Origin of the sequence: Mycobacterium pinniadriaticum (assembly GCF_026242045.1) — a bacterium.
In the GTDB taxonomy this organism is placed as follows: domain Bacteria; phylum Actinomycetota; class Actinomycetes; order Mycobacteriales; family Mycobacteriaceae; genus Mycobacterium; species Mycobacterium pinniadriaticum.
Genome location: NZ_JAPJDO010000047.1, coordinates 1 through 24,501 on the forward strand (window position 1 = coordinate 1; position 24,501 = coordinate 24,501).

At 67.5% G+C, this 24,501-nt stretch carries 25 protein-coding genes; 13 read left to right on the forward strand and 12 right to left on the reverse strand.

Features of this window, described 5'->3' with window-relative positions:
• Nucleotides 1-115 precede the first annotated feature (115 nt).
• The 4 genes from ORI27_RS29095 to ORI27_RS29110 all read right to left on the reverse strand — a co-directional run bounded on the left by ORI27_RS29095 (nucleotide 116) and on the right by ORI27_RS29110 (nucleotide 4,223).
• Nucleotides 116-373 (reverse strand): HPr family phosphocarrier protein, encoded by a 258-nt coding sequence (locus tag ORI27_RS29095; protein ID WP_266000614.1) that lies wholly within the window; start codon nucleotides 371-373, stop codon nucleotides 116-118.
• A 63-nt stretch (nucleotides 374-436) separates the two neighbouring features.
• Complete coding sequence (locus tag ORI27_RS29100) at nucleotides 437-2,452, reverse strand: PTS fructose transporter subunit IIABC (RefSeq protein ID WP_266000615.1); 2,016 nt, start codon at nucleotides 2,450-2,452, stop codon at nucleotides 437-439.
• Nucleotides 2,453-2,469: 17 nt separating this feature from the next.
• Nucleotides 2,470-3,447: a 1-phosphofructokinase gene (gene pfkB / locus ORI27_RS29105; RefSeq protein WP_266000616.1), complete on the reverse strand. Its 978-nt coding sequence runs from the start codon at nucleotides 3,445-3,447 to the stop codon at nucleotides 2,470-2,472.
• Nucleotides 3,444-4,223, reverse strand: coding sequence for a DeoR/GlpR family DNA-binding transcription regulator (locus ORI27_RS29110; protein ID WP_266000617.1), 780 nt, complete (start codon nucleotides 4,221-4,223; stop codon nucleotides 3,444-3,446). Before ORI27_RS29110 ends, pfkB begins: the two co-directional genes overlap by 4 nt.
• A gap of 103 nt (nucleotides 4,224-4,326) precedes the next feature.
• On the opposite strand from ORI27_RS29110, the gene ptsP reads away from it, so the two are divergent.
• A complete protein-coding gene (gene ptsP, locus ORI27_RS29115; protein ID WP_407666462.1) occupies nucleotides 4,327-6,024 on the forward strand; it encodes a phosphoenolpyruvate--protein phosphotransferase in 1,698 nt (565 codons plus the stop codon).
• 82 nt (nucleotides 6,025-6,106) lie between these two features.
• Here the strand turns inward: ptsP and ORI27_RS29120 are convergent, their stop codons facing one another.
• Together ORI27_RS29120 and ORI27_RS29125 are read right to left on the reverse strand one after the other, a co-directional pair.
• Nucleotides 6,107-8,260 (reverse strand): FUSC family protein, encoded by a 2,154-nt coding sequence (locus tag ORI27_RS29120; protein WP_266000619.1) that lies wholly within the window; start codon nucleotides 8,258-8,260, stop codon nucleotides 6,107-6,109.
• Nucleotides 8,257-8,817, reverse strand: coding sequence for a TetR/AcrR family transcriptional regulator (locus ORI27_RS29125; RefSeq protein ID WP_266000620.1), 561 nt, complete (start codon nucleotides 8,815-8,817; stop codon nucleotides 8,257-8,259). The genes ORI27_RS29120 and ORI27_RS29125 overlap by 4 nt, the downstream gene beginning before the upstream one ends.
• A 149-nt stretch (nucleotides 8,818-8,966) precedes the next feature.
• Between ORI27_RS29125 and ORI27_RS29130 the strand changes: the two genes are divergently transcribed.
• The 5 genes from ORI27_RS29130 to ORI27_RS29150 all read left to right on the forward strand — a co-directional run bounded on the left by ORI27_RS29130 (nucleotide 8,967) and on the right by ORI27_RS29150 (nucleotide 13,886).
• Entirely contained in the window at nucleotides 8,967-10,367 is a 1,401-nt protein-coding gene (locus ORI27_RS29130; protein ID WP_266000621.1) for an aldehyde dehydrogenase family protein, read from the forward strand.
• Nucleotides 10,368-10,676: 309 nt separating this feature from the next.
• Entirely contained in the window at nucleotides 10,677-11,312 is a 636-nt protein-coding gene (locus tag ORI27_RS29135; RefSeq protein ID WP_266000622.1) for a TetR/AcrR family transcriptional regulator, read from the forward strand.
• A 152-nt stretch (nucleotides 11,313-11,464) separates the two neighbouring features.
• Nucleotides 11,465-12,400, forward strand: a complete 936-nt coding sequence (locus ORI27_RS29140) for a class I SAM-dependent methyltransferase (RefSeq protein ID WP_266000623.1) — start codon at nucleotides 11,465-11,467, stop codon at nucleotides 12,398-12,400.
• A 73-nt stretch (nucleotides 12,401-12,473) separates the two neighbouring features.
• Nucleotides 12,474-13,337: an SDR family oxidoreductase gene (locus ORI27_RS29145; protein ID WP_266000624.1), complete on the forward strand. Its 864-nt coding sequence runs from the start codon at nucleotides 12,474-12,476 to the stop codon at nucleotides 13,335-13,337.
• A 63-nt stretch (nucleotides 13,338-13,400) separates the two neighbouring features.
• Nucleotides 13,401-13,886: a DUF456 domain-containing protein gene (locus ORI27_RS29150; protein ID WP_266000625.1), complete on the forward strand. Its 486-nt coding sequence runs from the start codon at nucleotides 13,401-13,403 to the stop codon at nucleotides 13,884-13,886.
• Here ORI27_RS29150 and ORI27_RS29155 read toward each other — a convergent pair.
• From ORI27_RS29155 to ORI27_RS29165, 3 genes are all read right to left on the reverse strand, one after another.
• Nucleotides 13,875-14,669, reverse strand: a complete 795-nt coding sequence (locus ORI27_RS29155; protein ID WP_266000626.1) for a tyrosine-protein phosphatase — start codon at nucleotides 14,667-14,669, stop codon at nucleotides 13,875-13,877. The two genes, ORI27_RS29150 and ORI27_RS29155, sit on opposite strands and share 12 nt — an antisense overlap.
• Nucleotides 14,666-15,892, reverse strand: a complete 1,227-nt coding sequence (locus tag ORI27_RS29160; RefSeq protein ID WP_266000651.1) for an acyl-CoA dehydrogenase family protein — start codon at nucleotides 15,890-15,892, stop codon at nucleotides 14,666-14,668. Before ORI27_RS29160 ends, ORI27_RS29155 begins: the two co-directional genes overlap by 4 nt.
• Before the next feature lie 239 nt (nucleotides 15,893-16,131).
• Nucleotides 16,132-16,305, reverse strand: coding sequence for a hypothetical protein (locus ORI27_RS29165; protein WP_266000627.1), 174 nt, complete (start codon nucleotides 16,303-16,305; stop codon nucleotides 16,132-16,134).
• A gap of 149 nt (nucleotides 16,306-16,454) precedes the next feature.
• On the opposite strand from ORI27_RS29165, the gene ORI27_RS29170 reads away from it, so the two are divergent.
• The 5 genes from ORI27_RS29170 (at nucleotide 16,455) to ORI27_RS29190 (ending at nucleotide 21,355) form a co-directional block, all read left to right on the forward strand.
• Complete coding sequence (locus tag ORI27_RS29170; RefSeq protein WP_266000628.1) at nucleotides 16,455-17,099, forward strand: response regulator; 645 nt, start codon at nucleotides 16,455-16,457, stop codon at nucleotides 17,097-17,099.
• Nucleotides 17,092-18,303, forward strand: coding sequence for a sensor histidine kinase (locus ORI27_RS29175; RefSeq protein ID WP_266000629.1), 1,212 nt, complete (start codon nucleotides 17,092-17,094; stop codon nucleotides 18,301-18,303). The genes ORI27_RS29170 and ORI27_RS29175 overlap by 8 nt, the downstream gene beginning before the upstream one ends.
• Before the next feature lie 167 nt (nucleotides 18,304-18,470).
• A complete protein-coding gene (locus ORI27_RS29180; protein WP_266000630.1) occupies nucleotides 18,471-19,595 on the forward strand; it encodes a Re/Si-specific NAD(P)(+) transhydrogenase subunit alpha in 1,125 nt (374 codons plus the stop codon).
• Complete coding sequence (locus tag ORI27_RS29185) at nucleotides 19,596-19,931, forward strand: NAD(P) transhydrogenase subunit alpha part 2 (RefSeq protein WP_266000631.1); 336 nt, start codon at nucleotides 19,596-19,598, stop codon at nucleotides 19,929-19,931.
• Nucleotides 19,928-21,355: an NAD(P)(+) transhydrogenase (Re/Si-specific) subunit beta gene (locus ORI27_RS29190; protein WP_266000632.1), complete on the forward strand. Its 1,428-nt coding sequence runs from the start codon at nucleotides 19,928-19,930 to the stop codon at nucleotides 21,353-21,355. The genes ORI27_RS29185 and ORI27_RS29190 overlap by 4 nt, the downstream gene beginning before the upstream one ends.
• Nucleotides 21,356-21,401: 46 nt before the next feature.
• Here ORI27_RS29190 and ORI27_RS29195 read toward each other — a convergent pair whose 3' ends face one another.
• From ORI27_RS29195 to ORI27_RS29205, 3 genes are read right to left on the reverse strand one after another with little or no spacing between them, the layout of a single operon-like run.
• Complete coding sequence (locus ORI27_RS29195; protein WP_266000633.1) at nucleotides 21,402-21,875, reverse strand: acyl-CoA thioesterase; 474 nt, start codon at nucleotides 21,873-21,875, stop codon at nucleotides 21,402-21,404.
• The gene (locus ORI27_RS29200) at nucleotides 21,872-23,020 is read right to left on the reverse strand and encodes a low temperature requirement protein A (RefSeq protein WP_266000634.1); all 1,149 of its coding nucleotides are present in this window, start codon (nucleotides 23,018-23,020) and stop codon (nucleotides 21,872-21,874) included. The genes ORI27_RS29195 and ORI27_RS29200 overlap by 4 nt, the downstream gene beginning before the upstream one ends.
• Before the next feature lie 19 nt (nucleotides 23,021-23,039).
• A complete protein-coding gene (locus tag ORI27_RS29205) occupies nucleotides 23,040-23,150 on the reverse strand; it encodes a hypothetical protein (protein ID WP_099025320.1) in 111 nt (36 codons plus the stop codon).
• A gap of 132 nt (nucleotides 23,151-23,282) precedes the next feature.
• On the opposite strand from ORI27_RS29205, the gene ORI27_RS29210 reads away from it, so the two are divergent.
• A complete protein-coding gene (locus ORI27_RS29210; protein WP_266000636.1) occupies nucleotides 23,283-23,930 on the forward strand; it encodes a TetR/AcrR family transcriptional regulator in 648 nt (215 codons plus the stop codon).
• A 55-nt stretch (nucleotides 23,931-23,985) separates the two neighbouring features.
• On the forward strand, nucleotides 23,986-24,429 hold the full coding sequence (locus ORI27_RS29215; protein WP_266000637.1) for an SRPBCC family protein: 444 nt from the start codon (nucleotides 23,986-23,988) through the stop codon (nucleotides 24,427-24,429).
• Nucleotides 24,430-24,501 lie beyond the last annotated feature (72 nt).

Here is a 24,501-nt window from a genome sequence, read left to right on the forward strand (position 1 = left end):
TCATGGTTGACCCCGCCCGTCTGCGACGCAAGCACCTCACCAGGCCGAACACCACGGCCAAATTTTCATCCTCCACCACCGGGCGCAGCCCCCCAGACAGCTGCTCGCGGGGAACTCAGGCGTCGAGGTCTTGCTGGACCAGCTCGGCGATGCTCGTGCACACCGACTCGTCCTCGGAAGCGACGGTGACCTCGGCGCCGTTTCCCGCGCCCAGGGTCATGATCATCAGAGCCGAGCCGGCGTCCACCGGCTCGCCACCCGCCAGCATCAACGTCACCGGAACGCCGGCGTTCACCACCGCTTCGGAGATGATGGCCGCGGGACGGGCGTGCAGTCCGATCGCGGAACCGACGATGACGGTCTTGGTGTGCATGGGACTCCTTGGCGTTGATGCCGAATTCGACGTTATGGACATGTCTACTCCGAACTTCCGCGCTCAAATGCTGGTTTCGGCGAGGGAGGCGGTCCGGATGAACTGCTTGGCGCCGACCACCGTAAATGCCCCGACGGCGGTGCCCGCGGCCAGCGCCACCAGGAACCACCCCAGGTTCCCGATCGCGAAGAACACGAAGATCCCGCCGTGCGGCGCCTTGAGCGTGACATCGAAGGCCATGATCAGCGCGCCGGTGACCGCACCCCCGGCCATCATCGACGGGATGACCCGCAGCGGGTCGGCGGCGGCGAACGGTATCGCGCCCTCGGAGATGAACGAAGCGCCCAGCAGCCATGCCGCCCTGCCGTTCTCGCGTTCGGGTTCGCTGAACAGCCCGGGTCGGATGGTGGTGGCCAGCGCCATCGCCAGCGGTGGCACCATGCCGGCGGCCATCACCGCTGCCATGATGCGAAGCGAGGCAGGGTCGGCGACGTTGAGCCCCGCGGTGGCGAAGGCGTAGGCCGCCTTGTTCACCGGTCCACCGAGGTCGAAGCACATCATCAGGCCCAGGATCACCCCCAGCAGGATGACCGACGCCCCCGTCAGCCCGTTGAGCCAGTTGGTCAATCCGGAGGTGATCGCCGCCAGGGGCCGGCCCAGCAGAAGAAACATCAGCAGCCCCACGATCAATGACGCGACCAGCGGGATGATCACCACCGGCATCAGTCCGCGAAACCACTGCGGGACCTTCCAGCGGCTGATCCACAGTGCGGCGAAGCCGGCGATCAGACCGCCCACGATGCCCCCGATAAAGCCGCCGCCGACGAACACCGCCACCGCGCCGGCGGTGAAACCCGGTGCGATACCAGGCCGGTCGGCGATCGCGAAGGAGATATAGCCGGCCAGCGCCGGAACCAGGAACATGAACGCCAGCCCGCCGAGGGTGAACAGGACCGCACCCAGGTACTGGGTCAGACCACCGGCAGGCAGGCTGGTGAGGGTGTTCGTGGTGGCGATATGGCTGCCCAGCGAATTCATGCCGAAGGCCAGCTGCTCGGCACCGTCGGGGCTGTTGGCGATGTCATAGCCGGCCAGCAGGAAGCCCAGGGCGATCAGCAGGCCGCCGGCTGCGACGAACGGAATCATGTAGCTCACGCCGGTCAGCAGAATCTGCCGGATCCGGGTTCCCCAGCCGACCCCGCCGGCGGGGGCGCCGCTGTCGGCGGCGGCCGCGGTGCCCTCGACCCGGGCCGCCTTCGGATTATCGGCGGCGGCAACGGCTTCGGCGATCATGGTGTCGGGTTCGTTGATAGCCCGCTTGACACCGGAGGCGATCACCGGCTTGCCGGCGAATCGTTGACGGTCCTTGACTCCGACGTCGGTCGCGAAGATGACGGCATCGGCGCCGCTGATCGTCTCCGCGCTGACCGGTGTGCTTCCCGAGGACCCCTGGGTTTCGACCGTCAAACTCACTCCGGCCCGCTCGGCCGCGAGCTTGAGCGCATCGGCGGCCATATAGGTGTGGGCGATTCCGGTCGGGCATGCGGTGATAGCGACGATCGACTTGGCCTGCACCGCCTCGGGGGCCGCGGATGGGGCCGCCGGCTTGGCCGCCTCCGGGTTGACCACCCCGTCGACGAGGGAGACGACATCGTCGGCCGATCCGGCGTCCCGCAGAGACTGCACGAAGTCCGGCCGCACCAAGGCGCGCGCCAGGCTGGACAACAGCTTCATATGCTCGGCGCCTGCGCCGTCGGGCGCGGCGATCAGGAACACCAGATCCGCCGGTCCGTCCGGCGCCCCGAAATCGACCTTCGTTGCCAGCCGGGCGAATCCGATCGACGGGGTGGTCACCGCCGACGACCGGCAGTGCGGGATGGCGATGCCACCGGGAAGTCCGGTCGCCGACTGCGCCTCGCGTGCCATGGCGGCTTCTTGCAGCGCCGCGCCATCGCTGACCCGGCCGCTGTCGGCGAGTCGGACGGCGAGCCGGCCGATCACCGCCTCTTTGTCCGCCCCGGCGTCGACGTCGAGAAGCACCAGATCGGTGCTGATGATGGACATGGTGGAATGCGTCATGGGACTGCCTTTTCGGATCAGGAACGGGCCGGGAACGGCGATATCGAGGTGACTGCCACGTCGTCGAGGTTGATGTGGGCCGGCGACGGAAGTGCCGAGCCGGGCAGCGCCGCTGCGGCGCTACCGTAGGCGACGGCCATCTGAAGTCGTTGCGGCGCCTCGGCACCGCCGACGTCGGCGCGTACATAACCCGCGAGGGAGGAGTCGCCGGCGCCGACGGTGCTCCTGGGTTGGATCGGAGGCGGGGTGGCAAGCCAGCTGCCGGTGTCATTGACCAGGAGCGCGCCCGCCGCGCCGAGCGTGGCCAAGACGGTTTTGGCACCGCGTTCGAGGAGGTGCCGGGCGGCGTCGACCACGGGGTCCGGATCGCCCTGGGCCAGGGCATCTTCCAGCATCTGTGCATCGACACCGGCCAGGCTGGCCAGTTCCTCGGAGTTCGGCTTGATCACGTCGGGGGCGGCGGTGCCGAACCCGGCGGCCAGCGCGGCGAGCGGCGCATCGGAGGTGTCGACTGCGACTTTGCAGTCGTAGGACCGCAATTGGGCCACCACGTCGGCGTACCAGCTGTCCGGGATTCCGGGCGGCAGGGAGCCGGACAGCACCACCCACCGGGCAGCCGCCGCGCGGTCGAGGATCGCCTGGGTGAGCGCTGCGAGTGCGGGAGGGTCAACCACCGCGCCGGGTTCATTGATTTTCGTTGTCGTTCCGTCGGATTCGGTGATCGCGAGATTGGTCCGCGCCGTGCCGTCGATGGGCACCACGTGGAAGGCCACGCCGGCGGACTCCAGTGCGGCCACGATCGGGTCATGCCGGGCGGCGGGCAGCACCGCGACGGTGTCCAGGCCGGCCAGGGTGAGTGCCCGCGCGACGTTGACGCCCTTGCCGCCGGGTTCAATGGTCACCGACTGCACCCGGTGCACTGCGCCGCGCACCAATTGGGCCGGCAGTGTGACCGTCCGGTCGATGCTCGGATTGGGAGTGACGGTGACGATCATGGTTCCCCTCCTGCCACGACGACCTCGATGCCCACTTCGGTCAGCGCGGTGCGGTCGGCGTCGCTGATCTCGAGGTCGGTGATCAGGGCGTCGACACTGCCGATCGGGGCGAAGCTGATGAACTCCTCGCGGCCGACCTTCGACGAGTCGGCCAGCACCACCACGTAGTTGGCGCAGCGGACCATTGCGCGCTTGACCGCGGCCTCATCGCTGTCGGGGGTGGACAGCCCATGGCGCACGGTGATGCCGTTGGTGCCGATGAAGGCGATGTCCACGCGCAGGGTGTCCAGCGTGCGCAGCACCGGTTCGCCGACGGCTGCCTGGGTCAGTCCGCGCACCCGACCGCCGAGCAGCTGCAGGTTGATCGAGGGCATGCCGGCAAGCCGCGCCGCGATCGGCACCGAGTTGGTCACCGCGATCAGTTCCCGGTCGGCCGGCAACATGGCCGCGACCCGGGCGGTGGTGGTGCCGGCGTCGAAGAGGACCGTGGCACCGGACAGCGGCAAGAACTCGGCGGCGGCCCGCGCGATGGCCTCTTTGTGATCGGCGCGGGTGATCTCCCGTTCATCGACACCGGGCTCGACCACGTGCAGGGCCCGCAGCGGGACCGCACCGCCGTGCACCCGCCGGACGAGGCCGGCCCGATCCAGCGCGGCGAGATCTCGGCGGACGGTTTCGGTCGTGACGTCGTAGGCCTGCGCCAGTTCGGCTACCGAGGCCCGTCCCTGGGACAGCACTCGGGCGGCTATCGCCTGCTGACGTTCTTCCGGGTACACGGTTCTCCGTTTGTGTGGGCTCAGCACCAGATTGAATGTTGGTATGTGTTGTTTTACCCCCGTTTGTGTTGACTTGTCAATGAATCGTTGTAACCTAGTTCACATGACCGCCTCTTCCACGCCTACCTCACTCGGTGCCGGACAGGTGCTCACCGGTGTTCCGGTGGTCCCCGGCGTTCGCTACGCACCGGTTATCCGCCCCGGCCGGCTTCCCGCCGTCGAGGACCTCGACCCGGGCGGCGAGATCGCCGAAGGGCAACGGGACGCCGAAGCGACCCGGTTCTCCGCCGCCGCCACCGCGGTCGCCGACCGGCTGCGGGAGCGCGCAGCCCACGCGACCGGAGCCGCGTCGGAGGTGCTGGCGGCCACCGCGATGCTGGCGCAGGACCGCGCCTGGCTGGGCGCGGCCGAGAAGCGCATCAAAGAGGGTGCGCCGGCCGTGCGGGCGACTGCCGCGGCGGTGGCCCAGTTCGTCGACTTGTTCACGCAGATGGGCGGGCTGATGGCAGAACGCGTCACCGACCTGCGGGACATCCGTGACCGCGTGATGGCCGAACTGAGCGGCCTGCCCGAACCCGGTGTGCCGGTGCCGGCCCAGCCGGCCATTCTGTGTGCCGAGGATCTGGCGCCCGCCGACACCGCGGGCTTGGATCCCGCTCTCGTCGTCGGCCTGGCCACCACGCTCGGCGGTCCGACCAGCCACACCGCGATCATTGCGCGTCAGCTGGGGATCCCGTGCGTGGTCGCCGTCCCGGGTCTCGACGACGTCCCGGCCGGTGCCGACGTTCTGATCGATGGGATGCGCGGAACGCTCAGTGTGTCGCCCGACCCGGCCGAAGCGGCCGCCGCGGTAGCGGCCGCCGAGGCCGCCGCAGCCGCGATGGCCGGCTGGAGCGGTCCCGGCGCCACCGCCGATGGGCACCAGGTGTCGATCCTGGCCAACGTCCAGGACGGGTCGGCAGCGCGGGCCGCGCGGGAAACCCCGGCTGAGGGGATCGGCCTGTTCCGGACCGAACTGTGCTTCCTCAACCGCGACACCGAGCCCACGGTCGATGAGCAGGCCGCGATATACGGTGAGGTGCTCGATGCCTTCGCCGGGTGCAAGGTCGTCATCCGCACCTTGGACGCTGGATCGGACAAGCCGCTGAAATTCGTCGGGCATCCCGACGAGGCCAACCCCGCACTCGGTGTGCGCGGGATCCGCATCGAGGCCATTCACCCCGAGGTCCTCGACCGCCAGCTTGACGCGATCGCGTTGGCAGCAGAGCGGACCGGTAACGCGCCGTGGGTGATGGCACCGATGATCGCCACCCCTGGGGAGGCCGAGCGGTTCGCCGAACGGGCTCGTCGGCGCAACCTCGTCCCCGGCGTGATGATCGAGGTGCCCGCCGCCGCACTATTGGCCGACCACATTCTGGCGCACGTCGAGTTTCTGTCCATCGGCACCAACGACCTGGCGCAGTACACGATGGCCGCCGACCGGATGTCGGCCGAACTGGCCACCCTGACCGATCCCTGGCAGCCCGGTGTCCTGGCGCTGGTCGCCCAGACGGCGCGCGCCGGCGCGAGCCGGGGCAAGCCGGTCGGGGTCTGCGGCGAGGCCGCTGCCGACCCGTTGCTGGCCTGCGTACTGACCGGGCTCGGCGTCACGTCGCTGTCCGCGGCGGCCGCCGCGGTGACCGGCGTCGGCGCCAAACTCGCCACGGTGACCCTGCGGCAATGCCGCGACGCCGCCGATGCCGTGCTGACCACGGCGAGTGCGGCGGAGGCCCGCGCGGCGGCGCTGGCCGTACTCGATTAGGTGTGCGCCGACGAGTCAGAACCCAGAGCGCCGATGCCTCCCTTGGCATCGCTCTCACGTCTGAGTCGATGTGTGCGGGCCGCTAGGTGCGCAGGGGTTCCGCTGCGACCGCCGGCGGATAGGTCAGCTCCAGCTCACCGAGGTTGGCCGCAGCGGTCACCAACGGCAGCGCCGCCGAGACCGCCAGTTCGCCCGCGCCGGCCTCGGCCCGCAGCGCCGGCACCAGGTCGTCGCTGATCGGGGCGGCCGGTCCGACCCCGCCGAGGGAGCCGTCAAAACGGGAGCAGATCGCCGCGGCGTGAGCCTCCAGCACCGCCCGCGCTCGCGGGTACACCCCCAGCGGCGGTGGCACGATATCGGCGATCAGGTCGGCGGCGGCGCGCAGCCGGATCGCGCGACTGGATGCCCGTACCACCGGTGCTCGCGAGTCCGTCGGTCCACCGCTCTCCGAAAGGTATTGGCGCACTGCGTCATCCAGCGTGCGTGACACCGTCAGCGCATCGTGACTGAGCGCGTTCACCTGGTTCTCCGCGTGCTCGAAGGCGCCCCGGGTGACGCGCAGGACCGCGGCCCGCAGATAGCGGGCCCCGACTTCGCCCGCGGTGTCGATTGCCCGCTGCACCACGGTCTTGGCTCCCCTCGGCCACAGCAGCACCGAGACGACGACGCCCACCGACGCACCCACCACGACATCTTCAACCCGGACCAGGCCGACGGCCCAGCCGCTCGGGACGATCAGGTTGAACACGATCAGCACCATCATCGTGAACGCGGCCTGGCCGGCGGCGAAGGAGCCGATCTCGGGCACATAGGCCGAACCGAACGCCACCAACGGCAACAGCACCCACATCACGATCGGGTCGGTGCCGAGCAACTCGATCACGATGGCGCCGAGCACGAAGCCGATCACCGTGCCGGTGACCGCGCGCACGACGGTGGTGCCGGTGGTCAGCGCGCTGCTGCGCAGCACCGACAACGCGCCGAGCACGACCCAGAACCCGTGCTGCACCGGGAACACGAACGTGACCAGCACGGCCAGCGCCAGACCCAGTCCGGTGCGCACGCTGTTACGCGCCGTCACCGAGCCGGTCGCCAGGTGGCCACTGGTCAGCGCGGTGACCGCCGCGGTCTCCGAGTACACCCGGTCGGCGACCCCGGATTCGGGAAGCCGACGGCCCAACACCCGCGCCCACACCGGTCGGGCGTCGGCCGCCGCGGCGCTGGCGATCAGGCGCCCGGTGACCCCGACTGCGGCGCCGATGGTGCGCCGGTTCAGCAGGGTGCGGCCCAGGGCGACGGCCTCGTCGTCATCCGGTTCGGCGAGGATGTCGACGATGTCCTGTCGGTAACTGCCGATGGCGACGGTGCGCAGGTCGGTGTGGGTTGCGGTCAACTGGGCGCGCTCGGTGGCCCGCTGAGCCGACTGGGTGATCCGCAGGACCTGGGCGCAGTCGCGCAACACCTGCACCACCGGTTGGCGCATCGGTCCGAGCAGCGTCCCGGTGTCGCCGGTGACCCGATCGCACAGCCATTGCAGGTCGTCGACCACCCGGACCAGCGCGCGACTGCCCGCGGTCAGGGCGACCGGGCGGTAGGCGGCGCCGAGGAAGTTGGCCCGCAAGGCGTCCATCGCGGCGGTGACGTCGGTCGCCGACGCCGCACCGTCGATCCGGTCTGCCAGTGCGGCGCAGACCGACGCGGCGTGTCGGCGCAACTCTCCGTGGTGGCGTGGGGGAAGGAGGAACAACGCGGCCGGCACGCAGATCATCAGGGCGATCAGCCAACCGAAGAGTCGTTCGCCGAGCGGACCCACCGGCGTGCACACCGGCAGCACGAAGGTCAGCAGGGTCGCCCGCCGGCCGGCGGCGACGATCTCGCTGAGCACGCCGGAGAACGTGACGGCCACCCCGATGACGAACATCAGCGTGACGGCCAACCATGGAATCGGGGCGGCCAGGGTGCCCAGGCTGATCAGCACCGCACCGTTGACACCCAAGCCGCTGTAGGCCAGCGCCCGGCTGTTCATATTGCCCGGGAAGTCCACGATGATGAGCAGCGCGATCGAGCCGAAGATCGTGAACAGCGGCGTCTGCGAGCCGCCGCCGAGGGTGAAGCTGACGGCTGCGGCGATCGGAATGACGATGGCGGCCCGCACGGCGCGGCGCGCGGCATCGTTCTCGGGGTCGCGCGTCTTGATTCGCTCGGCCGCCCGCCGCCACAGGGCAGCCGGGCTCACCGCGGCACGCTGGCGAAACTGCCCGAGTCGAGTGCGTCGAGCATGTAGCGGGCGATCCAGCTGAACATCCCCGGCTCGCGCGGCAGCGTGGCCTGCTCGTAGCCGATGAACACGTAGACCGCCCAGGAGGCGTAGACCTCGGCCTGGCGGACATCGTCGACGATTTCCACCGCAGAGTCGTAGAGGATCTTGTAGCGCTGCCGATCGACCTCGGACTGGACGGTCAGCACGTGCGGGTCCACCGAGCTCCACGAACGGATAGCGGCCTCGGCTCCGTGTGGCAGAGACAGGCCGACGTCGATGATGGCCTCGATACGTCGACGTGGATCGGAGACCTCACGGATGGCACTGATCAGCCGGACCGTGCGGTCCTGGACCCAGTACGACACCAGATCCCGGGTGTAGGCCGGCCAACTGGAGAAGTAGTGATAGAAGGACCCGGTCGTCACCCCGAGCCGGTTGCACACTTCGGCCAGTTTGAGTCCGCCGTACCCCACGTCTGCGAGTACCTCGAGGCCGGTCTCGAAGTACGCCTCTCGGTTGGCAACGGTGGCCATGAGACAAGACGATAGTGCGCGACCTCCTGCCGGATAGCCGTGACGTGCATGATCGTGACCAAAGTGCCCAGGATCGGTGTCGCATGCCTTGCCGGACCACCCCGACGATAGGGCAAGCTGGAATGACGGGATCGATTCGAGGAGTTGGCATGACCGTCCAAATCACAAGTGACCAGGCCACCCAGGGGGGTGCCGCCGGCATCCTCGCCGACGTGCGCCGCGTTTTCAACAGCGGGCGCACTCGTTCGTTGACGTGGCGCTTGGACCAGTTGCGTGCCGTGGAGCGGATGTGCGACGAACGGGAGCCAGAGATCGCCGAGGCACTGGCCCGGGATCTGGGCCGGCCCGCGTTCGAAGCGTGGCTGGGCGACATCGGTTCGACGAAGGCCGAAGCGGCGTTCGCGCGCAAGCATCTGAAGAAGTGGGTGAAGCCGCAGCGCTACGGGCTTCCGTTGGCGCAGCTGCCCGGTAAGGGCTGGGTGCAGTACGACCCGCTGGGCGTGGTCCTGGTGATCGGGCCGTGGAACTACCCGTTCTATCTGTGCATGGCACCGGTGGTGGCCGCGATCGCCGCCGGGAACGGCGTGGTGATCAAGCCCTCGGAGCTGGCACCGGCCACCTCGGCGCTCATCGCGCGCCTGGTTCCCGAGTACCTCGACGCCGAGGCCATCCGTGTGGTGGAGGGCGACGCGTCGATCACCCAGGATCTGATGGCGCAGGGCTTCGATCACGCTCTGTTCACCGGTGGTACCGAGATCGGCCGCAAGATCATGGCCGCCGCGGCGCCGACGTTGACGCCGGTGACCCTGGAACTGGGCGGCAAGAGCCCGGTGGTGGTGCTCGCCGATGCCGACCTCGACGTGGCGGCCCGCAGGATCGCCTGGATCAAGATGCTGAATTCGGGCCAGACCTGCATCGCACCGGACTACATCCTGGCCGACCGCACGATCGCCGCCGAACTGACCGACAAGATCGTGGCCACGATCGCCGAGTTCCGCGCCGAGGAGAAGGACCCGTCGCTGCGCATCGTGAACGAGCGGCAGTTCGATCGGCTGGTGTCCCTGATCGGCGCGACGAGCGGCACCGTCGTCACCGGCGGCGGGTCGGATCGCTCGACGCTGCGGATCGAGCCGACCGTGATCGTCAACCCCGCCGCCGATGACCCGGTGATGTCCGACGAGATCTTCGGCCCGATCCTGCCGATCATCTCGGTGGAGTCTCCGGACGCGGCCGTCGCGTTCGTCAACGGCAGGCCCAAGCCGCTCGCCCTTTATGTCTTCACCGCCTCGCAGCAGGCGGCCCGCGATCTCATTGACCGGATGCCGTCGGGCGGTGCCGTCGTCAACCACGTCGCGGTTCACTGTCTGGCCCCGCAGTTGCCGTTCGGTGGCGTGGGCGCCAGTGGGATGGGTGCTTATCACGGCAAGTGGGGCTTCGAGGCGCTCAGCCACAGACGCGCCGTGTTGGCCAAATCGACCAAAATGGACCTGAAACTGATGTACCCGCCGTACACTGATCGTGCGATCAGGTTAATGCGCAGGGTCTTCTAGCGCCCAAAAAACGGCCTGAGCAAACTACTTGTAAAAGTCAAGCAACCGGTCGACGGCGAACAGCGGCACGGCTGTGCAAGATGTAGCGAACATCGGTGCGAAATTGGCACACAAAAGATTCGCAGCAACGGGCCCCGCTCGACATACCACATCTAAACCGCACGTCAAGAACGGATTGAGGGTCAATCGGGTCCTGTGGCAACGGATTCCGAAGGATCTCCGAAATATAAACACAATTCTAATTTTGTAGACCGGAGCAAATGTCGTCAGCCGTCAAAAATATGGCGGAATTTGTGGCACAATTCCCCTGTGCCGCATACAGCCAGTCGGGGCCCGGGTCGCCCCCCAGCAGCTAAGGCGGCGGAAACGCGCGAGCGCATCATGCGCGCCGCCTGTGAGGTGTTCAGCGAATTGGGGTATGACGCTGCCACCTTTCAGGCAATCGCCATCCGCGCCGACCTCACCAGACCCGCCATCAACCACTACTTCGCCAGCAAACGGCTGCTATATCAAGAGGTCGTCGATCAGACGAACGCCTTGGTCATCGAGACTGCCGTGCAGCAATCGCAACGCGAGAGCACATTGGCGGGACGGATCCGCGCCTTCATCCAGGCGGTGGTGCAGGCCGAGGGCCGGGACCGCTCGGTGGCGGCCTTCCTGGTGACTGCCGCACTGGAGGCCGAGCGGCATCCGGAGTTGGCCGAGTCGAACCATGATTCGCGGGAATTCACCCGGGGATTCGTCAAGGCGACCATCAAGGACGCCATCGAATCGGGCGAGGTCCGCTCCGATATCGACATCGACGCTGCCGCCGAGATGTTCATGGCGGTCATGTGGGGGCTGGGCTTCTATGCCGGATTCGTGGGTGACCACGAGCGACTGACGGCGATCACCGATCAGTTCCTGGCGTTGCTCAGCGGAAACGCCTGGCAAGCCGGTCGCTGAACCGGTGACATGCGCCACAGTCGCATAGCCTGACTAAGTTTCTCGGTAGCATCGTTGCGTATAACCCTGGCTGACCTGGGTTGATGCGCTGCCCTGCGGTGGCGGCCCAGTGTCGAGCCGACAAGCGACGCCGAATTGGGGATACCGCTGCCATGAGCACTCTGCGCACTGATGACGACACCTGGGACATTGCGACCAGCGTGGGCTCGACCGCCGTACTGGTGGCGGCCGCGCGGGCCAGTGAAACCGACAGGCCCGATCCGCTGATCCGCGATCCGTATGCCCGCGTTCTGGTGGAGGGCGCCGGCACCGGGATGTGGGAGAACTTCCTCGATCCGTCGTTCGCGGAGAAGTTGACCGACGTCGATCCCGAAGCCGTCGCGATGTTCACCCACATGCTCAACTACCAGGCCGTGCGGACCCACTTCTTCGACGCCTTCTTCACCGAGGCGGCCGCCGCGGGCATCCGCCAGATCGTGATCCTGGCCTCGGGCCTGGACTCGAGGGCTTACCGGCTGGATTGGCCGGCAGGCACTCACGTCTACGAGATCGACCAGCCCCTGGTCCTCGACTACAAGGCCAAGAAGCTGGCCGAACACGATGCGCAGCCGACCGCCGAACGCCACGAGGTGCCCGTCGACCTGCGCCAGGATTGGCCGGCCGCACTCAAAGAGCAGGGCTTCGACCCGTCCCAACCGACGGCCTGGCTGGCCGAGGGGCTGCTGATGTATCTGCCCGCGGAGGCTCAGGACCGGCTGTTCGAACTGGTCACCGAACTCAGTGCCCCGGGCAGCCGGGTCTCGGCCGAGACTGTCGGGCACCACTCTGAGGAGCGCCGCCGACAGGCGCGGGAGCGGTTCGAGAAGTTCGCCGACCAGCTCGGTATCGAGCGCACCATCGACATGCAGAACCTCACCTACAACGATCCCGACCGCGCCGAGGTCGCCGACTGGCTCAATGCGCACGGTTGGCACGCCACCGGCGAGCGCTCCACCGACGCGATGCGTCGGCTCAACCGCTGGGTCGAGGTGCCGATGGCCGACGATCAGGACGCGTTCTCGACCTTCGTCGTCGCGCAGAAGGTCTGACGCCACCCGGGTGCCTGGGGCTTCGGCGGTCCACGTATACAGGGAGTACGTTCCGTCCGAGAAAGGATGTCTCATGCCCGGAGTTGTTGATCGTGTCGTCGTCGTCACCGGTGCCGGCGGCGGCCTGGGCCGTGAATACGCCCTGACCCTGGCCCGCGAAGGCGCCAGCGTGGTGGTCAACGACCTCGGCGGTGCGCGGGATGGCACTGGCGCGGGTCATAACATGGCTGATCAGGTGGTCGCGGAGATCAAGGCGGGCGGCGGGCGCGCCGTCGCGAACTACGACTCGGTCGCCGAGCCGGAAGGGGCCGCGAACATCATCAAGACCGCGCTCGACGAGTTCGGCAAGGTCGACGGTGTGGTGAGCAACGCGGGCATCCTGCGCGACGGCACCTTCCACAAGATGCCCTTCGAGAACTGGGACTCCGTGCTGAAGGTGCACCTGTACGGCGGCTACAACGTGATCCGCGCCGCGTGGCCGCACTTCCGCGAGCAGAGCTACGGCCGCATCGTCGTCGCTACCTCCACCAGCGGTCTGTTCGGCAACTTCGGGCAGGCCAACTACAGTGCCGCCAAACTCGGCCTGGTCGGCCTGATCAACTCGCTGGCCCAGGAAGGCGCCAAGTACAACATCAAGGCCAACGCCGTGGCGCCGATCGCGGCCACCCGGATGACCGAGGACATCCTGCCGCCGGAGGTGCTCAAGAAGCTCACGCCGGAGTACGTCGCGCCGGTGGTCGGCTACCTGTGCACCGAAGAGGTGCCCGACTCGGCGTCGGTGTTCATCGTCGGTGGCGGAAAGGTGCAGCGCGCGGCGCTGTTCCAGAACGAGGGCGTCACCTTCGATCATGTGCCGACCGTCGACGACATCGCCGCGCAGTGGTCCACGATCGACGACCTGTCGGCGGCCGAGCACGCCACCTTCAAGCTGGGCTGACGCCTTCCCGAACGCACACTCGACCGCGGCGTGCGGCCGCCGTGACTCGGTAGGTTCGATCGGGTGAGCACCGGCGGCATCGTCCTCGTTGGGCTGGCCATCGCCATCGGTCTGGTCGGCGTCATCGTGCCGCTGCTGCCGGGCACCCTGTTGGTCTACGCCGCCATCGCGGTGTGGGCCGTCGCCGAACGCAATCCGGTGTCGTGGGTGGTCCTCGGCGTGGTCACCGTGGTGCTCGGGGCGAGTCTGCTGATCAAGTACCTGTGGCCGGCCCGGCGGATGCGCGCCGCCGACGTCGGCAGGTGGTCGCTTGCCGCGGGTGCGGTGCTCGGCGTGATCGGCTTCTTCGTGGTGCCGGTCATCGGCCTGCTGTTCGGTTTCGTGCTGGGGGTGTATCTCGCCGAACTGGCCGCGCGCCGAGACTACCGGCGCGCCTGGGCGGCCACGGTGCACGCGCTGAAGGCGGCCGCACTGTCGGTGGGCGTCGAGCTGGCCGGCGGGCTCGCCGCCACCGTGGTGTGGGTGGCCGGCCTCGTGCTAACCCAGTAGCTCGGCGCGGACCCGGTCCACCTCGTCAGCGGTCACCCCGGCGGCGTTGAGGAATCCGGCAAGGCTGCCGAAGTTGTCGTCGATGGTCCGGCGCGCGGTCGCCAGGTACTCCTCGCGCACCCCGAGCACCCCGGCGGTCAGGCGCGCCTCGGCGAAGGTGGTGATCTCCGGTGTCTCGCCGGCGCGTTCGACCACCGATTCCATGATGCGGTCGCGCAACGGTCCGACCGCGTCATTGCTGCGCAGGAAGTCGGCGAGCACGGCGTCGCGCGGCACCCCGATCGCCTCCAGCACCACCGCCACGGTGAAGCCGGTGCGATCCTTACCGGCGAAGCAGTGGGTGATCACCGGACGGCCGGATGCCAACAGCGAAAACACTTGCCGCACCGCACGTTGCGCACCGCCCAGGACCGGGAACTTCTCGTACTCCTCGGTCATGAACCGCTCGGCCGCGGCCTCGACGTCGTCGTCGGCCGGCTGCTCGGTCATCATCTTCTGCCAGCTGGTCTCGTGGGGTGCCTCCGCGGTCGTGTTGGACAGATCCGGGAACGGCAGCAGATGGATGGCCACCCCGTCCGGCACGGCGCCGGCCCCGCGACGCTCCACCTCCTGCGGCGAGCGCAGATCGGTGACATCGGTGATACCGAGCCCGCGGAAGACCTCGCGGCCGGCGTCGTCGAGCCGGCTCAGTTCACTGGAGCGGAAGAACCGGCCCGGGCGCACTCCGGCGGTGTCGGCGATATCGCGGAAGTTCCACGCACCCGAAAGATGTCCGTTGTTCACGTGCCGGTCACCGCCGCCGCGAGAGCGCTTTGTTCCCGGCCGATTTCGGCGCGGGCGATGCTGCGCATGTGGACCTCGTCGGGCCCGTCGAAGATGCGCATGGCTCGCTGCCAGCCGTACATCCGGGCCAGCGGGAAGTCATCGCTGACCCCGCCACCGCCGTGCACTTGGATGGCGCGGTCGATCACGTTGCACGCCATCTGCGGGGCGACGGCCTTGATCTGGGCGACCAGATTGCGGGCCTCCTTGTTGCCGTGCTGGTCGATTGTCCAGGCCGCCTTCTCGCACAACAGCCGAGCCTGATCGATCTCGTTGCGGGACAATGCGATCTGCTGTTGGACGACACCCTGCTCGGCCAGCGGTTTGCCGAAGGCGATCCGGGTGCGCGCCCGCTCGGCCATCAATGCCAGCGCCCGCTCGGCCACCCCGATCGCGCGCATGCAGTGGTGGATGCGGCCCGGTCCCAGCCGGGCCTGGGCGATGGCGAAACCCATGCCCTCCTCGGCGAGGAGGTTGGCGGCCGGTACCCGCACATTGTCGTAGATCACCTCGGCGTGGCCGTGCTGGTCCTGCCAGCCGAACACCGACGTCGAGCGGAGGATCTTCACGCCGGGGGTGTCGGTGGGCACCAGGATCATCGACTGCTGCTGATGGGATGCGGCCTCAGCATTGGTGCGGCCCATGACAATCAGGATTTTGCAGCGCGGATCATTGGCGCCCGAGGTCCACCACTTGTGGCCGTTGATGATGTAGTCCCCAGATCCCGAGGCGTCGCGGACTATTTCGGTTTGGATGTTGCGCGCGTCGCTGGAAGCCACCGCCGGCTCGGTCATCGAGAAGGCGCTGCGGATTTCCCCGGCCAGCAGCGGCTCCAGCCATTGCTTACGCTGCTGCTCGGTCGCGAACAGGTGCAGAGTCTCCATGTTGCCGGTGTCCGGGGCCGCACAGTTGATCGCCTCCGGGGCGATCTCCGTACTCCACCCCGTCAGCTCGGCCAACGGCGCGTACTCCAGGTTGGTCAAGCCGGACTCCGACGGCAGGAAGAGGTTCCACAGGCCCAGGCCCCGCGCCCGCACTTTCAACTCCTCGACCACCGGCGGCACCGTGAAGTCGGCGGGCCCGGCGGCAGCCCGGTACTCGTCGTAGGACTTCTCGGCCGGGAAGACATGCTCGACCATGAATTCGGTGAGGCGTTTGTGGTAGTCAGCACCTTTGGCGGACATGGCGAAATCCATGTGGCCACGATATGACACCCGTCGACACCACGACGAGGCCCTCCCGTTTGACCGCGGGGAGGGCCTCGTATGCATGTGGAGTAAGAGGATTATCGATCAATAGACCTCCCAACTCCCGCAAGCGGGTGACGGCGTTCGGTATTCATGGGGCCTTTCAGGGTTGTCGCTGGCCGGTTACGTGCCGGCCGGTTGGTCTCTGACGTTCATCTGACGGCTACCCACTCGACTCAGAGGGAGATGGGCACCAGTGCGGCAGCGGAGGTGCCTGCCGCGGCCAGGCTCAGGCCCATGGTGTCGGCCGCGGCGGGGGTTTCGACGATCAGCGTGCCGGCCAGAACACCCAGCGCGAGGGTCGGTCCCGCCAGAGCGGTGGTGAAGCGGCGAGTGAATGTGCGGTCCATATCCGTCTCCCTTGGCTTGCGGGCCGATGTCTTTCGGCCATGCACTGACTATTGCCCGCGTGCGCTGCCCTGTCTGTCCGCTGATGGGACCCTGGCAGGGATGAAGTGTTTGTCCCCCGATTGGTGGACCCCTGTGGAAAGCTCCTGGCATGCCCGATAACCGAAAGGTGAGGGTGGTCGTCGGTGACGACCACCCGCTGTTCCGAGACGGTCTGGTTCGGGCGCTGTCCGGCAGCGGTGAGGTCGAGGTGGTCGCCGAGGCCGAGGACGGCATGTCGGCGCTGGCTTTGATCAAGGAACACAGTCCCGACGTGGCGCTGCTGGACTACCGGATGCCGGGAATGGACGGCGCCGAGGTTGCCGCCGCCGTCCGCCGAGACGAGCTCTCGACGCGGGTGCTGCTGGTCTCCGCGCACGACGACGCCGAAATCGTCTACCACGCGCTGCAGCAGGGAGCGGCCGGCTATCTGCCGAAGGATTCCACCCGGTCCGAGATCGTCAACGCGGTCCTGGATTGCGCCAAGGGCCGAGACGTCCTTGCCCCGCGGCTGGCGTCGGGTCTGGCCGTCGAAATCCGGCGCCGCGCCGAACCTTCCGGGCCGACGCTGAGCTCGCGTGAACGCGAGGTGCTGAATCTGATCGCGCTCGGGCGCAGCGTCCCGTCGATCGCCGAGTCACTGTTCCTGGCCCCCTCCACCGTCAAGACGCACGTCCAGCGGCTGTACGAGAAGCTGGGCGTGGGCGACCGGGCAGCGGCGGTCGCCGAAGGCATGCGGCGGGGGCTGCTTGAGTAACCTGCCGGCCCCGCTGGCCCGCGCGGCCGACTTTCTGGGCACCGAGCCGGTCCGCGTCGCGGCTGTCCTGCGTCTGCCGCTGATCGTTTTGATCGCGCTGCTGGTCTACGTCGAGGGCGTCGACCACTGGCTGCCCGCGGTCTATTGGACGGTGTTGATCGTCTATACGGCCACCGCCGCGGTGTGGCTGGCGGTCGTGTTGCGCAGCCCGCTGCGGTGGTGGTTCGGCTGGGCCTCGACGGCCATCGACGTGGTGGCGGTACTGGCGATGTGCGTCGCCTCCGGCGGTGCCACGTCGTGGCTGCTGCCCATCTTCTTCCTGATCCCGATCACGGTCTCCTTCCTCGACCGGCCCGAGATCACCGCCCTGATCGGGGCCTGCACCGCGATCGGGTACCTGGCGGCCTGGATCTTCTACTCCAAGCGTGACGACACGATGGGTTTGCCCGACATCGTCTACGTCCAGGTCGGTTGCCTGGCGTGGCTGGCGTTGGCCACCACTGCCCTGTGCCTGGTGCTGGCCCGCCGCCGTGCCCGGGTGCGGGCCCTTCTCGAGGTGCGGCGCAGGCTGGTCTCGGAGTCGATGCAGGCCGACGAGCGCAACAACCGTCAGCTGTCCGAACAACTGCACGACGGCCCGCTGCAGAACCTGTTGGCCGCACGCCTGGACCTGGAGGACCTGCGCGAACAGCCCACAGCGACCGGGTTCGACCGGGTTGACGTGGCGTTGCAGGACGCGATCACCCAGCTGCGCAGCGCGGTCTCGACGCTGCATCCTCAGGTGTTGGCCCAGGTGGGCCTCGGCGCGGCGTTGCGCGAACTGGTCGGCCAGTACGAAAGGCGCTGGGATGTCAACGTCGACTGCGCCGTGGCCGAGGTTGGCAAACCGGCGTCGCAAGCCCTGCTCTACCGCGCCGCTCGCGAGCTGTTGGCCAACGCGCACAAGCACTCCCGCGCAACCCGACTGCGAGTTGAGCTGGACCATGCGCCGGGCGTACTGGTGCTGAGGGTGATCGACAACGGCCTGGGATTCGACCCCGCCATTCTGAACCGCAAGGTCGCCGAGGGGCACATTGGCCTGTCGTCGTTGCTGGTCGGTGTCGAAGCGATGGGGGGGTCGGTCCAGCTGGTCGACACCCCCGGCGGCGGCACCACGGTCGTCGTGACCGTGCCAGACAGTGACGTTGCCGCTGAGCGAGACTAAACGTGCCGGTGGTCTCCCCCAGCGTGCCGGTGGTCTCCCCCAGATGGGGGAACTGTGCCGATGTTGACCCTTCTGGCTTGGGGAGATACCGGCCGATGCGGTTAGGGTGTCACGAGCGCAGGGGCCTTCCCCGGCGAAATCCACGCTAGGAAGCAGACGCAGGGGTCATGACTGATACGAAGACGGGGTCCGATGTCGCCGCCGCTGCGGCTCCGACGGTCGGTGTCGTCGCCGAGTCGGGTGCTGATGAGCGCCGGGTGGCGTTGGTGCCCAAGGCGGTGTCGGCACTTGTGGGCAGTGGTGTGGCGGTGACGGTCGAAGCCGGCGCGGGGGAGCGTGCGTTGCTGCCTGATGAGTTGTATTCCGCGGCCGGCGCCACGATCGGTGATGCGTGGGCGGCTGATGTGGTGGTCAAGGTTGCCCCGCCCACGCCCGAGGAGGTGGCGCGGCTGCGTTCGGGTCAGACTCTGATCGGCTTTCTGGCTCCGCGCAACGCCGATAACCAGATCGGCGCGCTCAGGGGGCGGGGGGTGCAGGCGTTCGCGGTGGAGGCGATCCCGCGGATCTCGCGCGCTCAGGTGATGGACGCGTTGTCGTCGCAGGCCAACGTGGCCGGGTACAAGGCGGTGGTGTTGGCCGCCAGCGAGTCGACGCGGTTTTTCCCGATGCTGACGACCGCGGCCGGCACGGTGAAACCGGCCAGTGTCCTGGTGCTCGGCGTCGGTGTGGCCGGGTTGCAGGCGCTGGCCACGGCCAAGCGGTTGGGTGCACGCACGACCGGCTATGACGTTCGCCCGGAGGTGGCCGATCAGGTCCGCTCGGTGGGTGCCCAGTGGCTGGATCTGGGCAGCAGTGCCATCGCTGCGGCGGGCAGCGGGGGTTACGCCCGCGAGCTGACCGAGGACGAGCGCGCCCAGCAGCAGAAGACGCTGGAAGCCGCGATCGGTGGGTTCGACGTGGTGATCACGACCGCGCTGGTGCCGGGACGTCCGGCACCACGGTTGGTGACCGCTGCCGCCGTGGAGGGTATGAAACCGGGCAGCGTGGTGGTCGACCTGGCCGGTGAGACCGGTGGCAACTGCGAGCTGACCGAGCCGGGCCGCACCGTGGTCCGCCATGGGGTGACGATCGCTTCGCCGCTGAATCTGCCGGCCACCATGCCCGAGCATGCCAGCGAGTTGTACTCGAAGAACGTGACCTCACTGTTGGATCTTCTGATCACTGATGGCGCACTGGCGCCGGACTTCTCCGATGAGGTCGTCGCGGCCTCGTGCGTCACGCGGGAGGCGTAAATGTACGAACAGCTATTGGGCAATCTGGCGATCCTGGTGCTGGCCGGGTTCGTCGGATTCGCGGTTATCTCCAAGGTGCCCAACACACTTCACACGCCGCTGATGTCGGGTACCAACGCCATCCACGGGATCGTGGTTCTCGGTGCCTTGTTGGTGCTGGGCAATCTGCCCGCTGAGGCGGGTTGGGGTGTGCGGATCATCGCGTTCGTCGCCCTGGTGTTCGGCACGCTCAACGTGATCGGTGGCTTCCTGGTCACCGACCGCATGCTCGGAATGTTCAAGGGCAAGAAGAAGGCCCTGAATCAGGATGACGCGAAGGCCGGGGCCGGCAAGTGAACTACCTGGTCAACGTTCTCTATATCGTCGCGTTCGCACTGTTCATCCTGGGTCTGTCCGGGCTGACCGGACCCAAGACCGCGGTGCGCGGCAACTGGATCGCCGCCACCGGTATGGCGATCGCGGTGGTGGCCACCCTGATCAAGGTGCGCGATACCGCGAGCATCAACTGGATCTTGATCGTGGCCGGCCTGCTGATCGGCGTGGTGCTGGGTGTGCCGCCGGCCAAGAAGACCAAGATGACCGCGATGCCGCAGCTGGTCGCGTTGTTCAACGGCGTCGGTGGTGGCACCGTCGCGTTGATTGCATGGGCGGAATTCATTGAGACCGATGGGTTTTCGGTGTTCAAACCGGAGCAGGAGCCCACGGTGGCGCTGGTCGTGGGATCGTTGTTCGCCGCGATCATCGGCTCGGTGTCGTTCTGGGGTTCGCTGGTGGCCTTCCTGAAGTTGCAGGAGTCGATCCCGAAGAACGTCGAGAAGACGTTGGTGCGCTCGGCCAAGCTGTTCCAGCTGGCCAACATCGTGCTGCTGGTCGGTGCGGTGGCCGCCGCGGTCTACATCGGTGTGAACGCCGGGCACGGCAGTCCAGCCTGGCTGATCGTGCTGGTGCTGGCCGGCGTGATGGGGCTGTTCGTGGTGTTCCCCATCGGTGGCGCGGATATGCCGGTGGTCATCTCGCTGCTCAACGCGCTGACCGGATTGTCAGCGGCGGCAGCGGGTTTGGCGCTCAACAACACCGCGATGATCGTGGCCGGCATGATCGTGGGCGCCTCCGGCTCGATCCTGACCAACCTGATGGCGGTCGCGATGAACCGGTCCATCCCGGCGATCGTGTTCGGCTCGTTCGGCGGCGCAGACACCGGGGGCGGGCCGGCCGGCGGGGAGCAGGGCACGGTCAAGGCGACCTCGGCGGCCGACGCGGCCATCCAGATGGCCTATGCCAACCAGGTGATCGTGGTCCCGGGCTACGGCCTGGCGGTCGCGCAGGCCCAGCACACCGTCAAGGAGATGGCCGAGATCCTGGAGAGCAAGGGGGTCGAGGTCAAGTACGCCATCCACCCGGTCGCCGGACGCATGCCCGGGCATATGAACGTGCTGTTGGCCGAGGCTGACGTCGAGTACGACGCGATGAAGGAAATGGACGACATCAACGGCGAATTCGCCCGCACCGATGTCACCTTGGTGATCGGCGCCAACGACGTCACCAACCCCGCCGCGCGCAACGACCCCAGCTCACCCATCCATGGGATGCCGATCCTCAACGTCGATCAGTCCCGTTCGGTGATTGTGCTCAAACGGTCGATGAGTTCGGGCTACGCCGGCATCGAGAACCCGCTATTCTTCCTCGAGCAGACCTCGATGCTGTTCGGGGACGCCAAGAAATCAGTCGGCGAAGTCATCGAAGAGCTGAAGGCCCTCTAACGCCCAAACCGACGTTTGGCCGCGAAAGTGCCAGTGGAGCACTGCATTACGTCGATCTCGGCGCGCCCAAGCGCACCGCTTCCAACGCGGCCACCCGATCGGCCGGAATCGGCACCGGACCGTCGTCGCCCAGCAGGACCAGCACGGTGTCACACACGCCGACACAGTGACCCTCGACGAACAATCCGGTCGACGCCACAAACGAGGTGCGGCCGATCCGCCCGACGCCGGCACCGGTCTGAATGGTCGCCGGCCAGTGCGCCTCGGCCAGGAAGTGCACGGCGTTTTGTGAGGTGACCAGCCGCAGCCGACGGGTGGTCACATCGTAGATATCGGGAAACAGACTCTGGTTCATGGTCGCCCGAGCGTTCTCGTGCAGCGACTCCAGCGCCAGGTTGTTGAGGTGGCCGTTGGCGTCCATATCACCATAACGCGCCTGCACGACGTCGATGACGGGGTAGGAATCCAGGCGGAGCCGCATCTCGTGCGGTCGCGCCGCGGTGGTGGTCAAGTCGCTCACAAGGCGGTCAGCTTATCGGCTGAGTGCCGCCAGCTGACCAGGGCCGCGGCCATCACCATGATCACGGCGGCACCCACGAGCGGGTAGGGCAGCAGCGCCGTGCCCACCATCAGCACGGCCAGCAGCGCGGTTCCGACTGCCTGGACGATGTCGCGACGCCCGGCGTCGAGCACCAGCCAGGTGGCCACCAGGTAGATCGCCAGCGGGACCGTCAGCGTCAGGCCGGCGACGGTGTGCGGCAGATGGCTCTCGCCGAGATGGATGGCGACGGCGACCTCCACCCCGGCGGAGAAGGCCGCCGCCGAGGCGAAGATGAAGTAGTGCAGGTAGCCCCAGAAGAACGAGCGTCCCAGCCTCATCGTCTGCTCGTTTTGGGGGCGGTCGAAGTAAATCCACCACATCGAGGCGACGATCACCAGCGCACCGCCGGCGACCACGATCAGGCTGGTCCGTTCGACGGCGTCGGACAGTCCGCCGATGATCGAGTTCGCCACCGCGAGAATCGATTCGCCGAGCACGATCAACGTGAACAGGCCGTAGCGCTCGGCGATGTGGTGATGGTGGTAGCTGGTCACCCGGTGCCGCTCGGCGAGCGGCGCCACCGACAGATCCGCCGCCGTGAGTACGACGAACCACCACAGCGGGCCGCCGGTGAGTGCCCACGTCACCCACAACGCCTGGACGACGGTGACCCCGACCGCATAACGCACGCAGGTGCCGCGGTAGCGCCGATCGGTGATCGCCGCGCGCGTCCACTGGGCGGCCATGGCCACCCGCATGATGACGTAGCCGGCGACGATGGCGCGGAAGTCGAACTCGAGCATCGCGCGCTGGGCTCCGGCGGCGATCACGAGCGCGCCGGCCATCTGGACGAATGTGGTCAGCCGGTAGAGCCAGTCGTCGGTGTCGTAGGCGCTGGCGAACCAGGTGAAGTTGACCCAAGCCTGCAGGATCGCGAAGAACACCATCGCGTAGGCGAGCAGGCCCTCAGCGAAGTGTTGCTCTTCCCACAGGTGATGCAGCGCCCCGGACGCCTGGGAAACGGCGACCACGAAGACGAGGTCGAAAAGAAGCTCTAGCGAGCTCGCCGCACGGTGCGGTTCATCGGGGTCGCGGGCGAACATCGCCCGCAGGCCGGCCGGCAAAGGCCTTCGTCAGGCTGGCTCAGACCGGCGGATAGGCGGGCGGCGGGTAAACGCCGCGCAGCGCCCACGGAAGCCAACTGAAGAAGTACTCGATCTCATCGCTTGCGTCATAATCCGGATTTGGATCCATCCGCACACCTCCCAGCGCCTCGCAACTTGTGCAGAGTCTAGTCCGCGAGCCCGTCCCGCGGCACTGGTCATTAAACTACCCAACCAGTTGATAGAGAGCCGGCGTTCGTCGGAAGAGGACAGCGAGGACATCATGCCACCCGAGAACGGGATGACCCGGCGCGAAGAGCTGCTGGCGGTCGCCACCAAGCTGTTCGCCGCGCGGGGCTATCACGGCACCAGGATGGATGACGTCGCCGATGTCGTCGGTCTGAACAAGGCGACGGTGTATCATTACTACGCCAGCAAGTCGCTGATCTTGTTCGACATCTATCGCCGCGCCGCCGACAACACCCTGGAAGCCGTCCACGACGACCCATCCTGGACGGCTCGCGAGGCGCTGTACCAGTACACGGTGAAGCTGCTGACCAACATCGCCGAGAACCCCGAGGGCGCGGCGGTGTACTTCCAGGAGGCGCCCTACATCACCGAGTGGTTCACCGAAGAGCAGGTCGCCGAGATCCGGGAGAAGGAAACCCAGGTCTACGAGCACGTGCACGGACTGATCGACCGTGGCATCGCCAGTGGCGAGTTCTTCGAGTGCGACACCCACGTGGTGGCGTTGGGCTACATCGGCATGACATTGGGGGCCTACCGCTGGCTGCGTCCCGATGGCCGGCGCACCGCCAGGGAGATCGCCGCCGAGTTCAGTACCGCGCTGCTGCGCGGGCTGATTCGGGAGGAGAAGATCCGGGTGGAGTCGCCGTTGGGCCCGGCGGCGTCCAAGAAAACGCACGCCTGACGGCTCTGCCGACCGACGATGCGGGCGGTCCGGTACGGCTCGATAGACTCGGCCAATGCCGCTCGTCAGCAAAACCGTTGAGGTCAACGCCGATGCCGCTGCGATCCTGCGCATCGTCGCCGATTTCGAGAAGTATCCGGAGTGGAACGACGAGGCAAAGGCCGTCTACATCCTGGCGCGCTACGACGATGGCCGGCCCAGTCAGTTACGGCTCGACATGGAGATCCAGGGCCAGTCGGGCACCTTCATCCAGGCCGTGTACTACCCGGGTGACGCCCAGATCCAGACCGTGCTGCAGCAGGGTGAGGTGTTCACCAAACAGGATCAGCTGTTCTCGGTCGTGGCGATGGGTCCGTCGAGTCTGCTGACGGTGGACCTCGAGGTCGAGACCTCACTGCCGGTTCCGGACATGATGGTCAAGAAGCTGGTCAACGACGTGCTCGAACATTTGGCCAACAACCTCAAAGCGCGCGCCGAGCAGCTCGCCGCGAACTCCTAGTCCCCTGGCCAGCAGACGCAGACTCGCATTGTTCTGGGCGAAATCATGCGAGTTTGTGTCTGTTCGCGGACA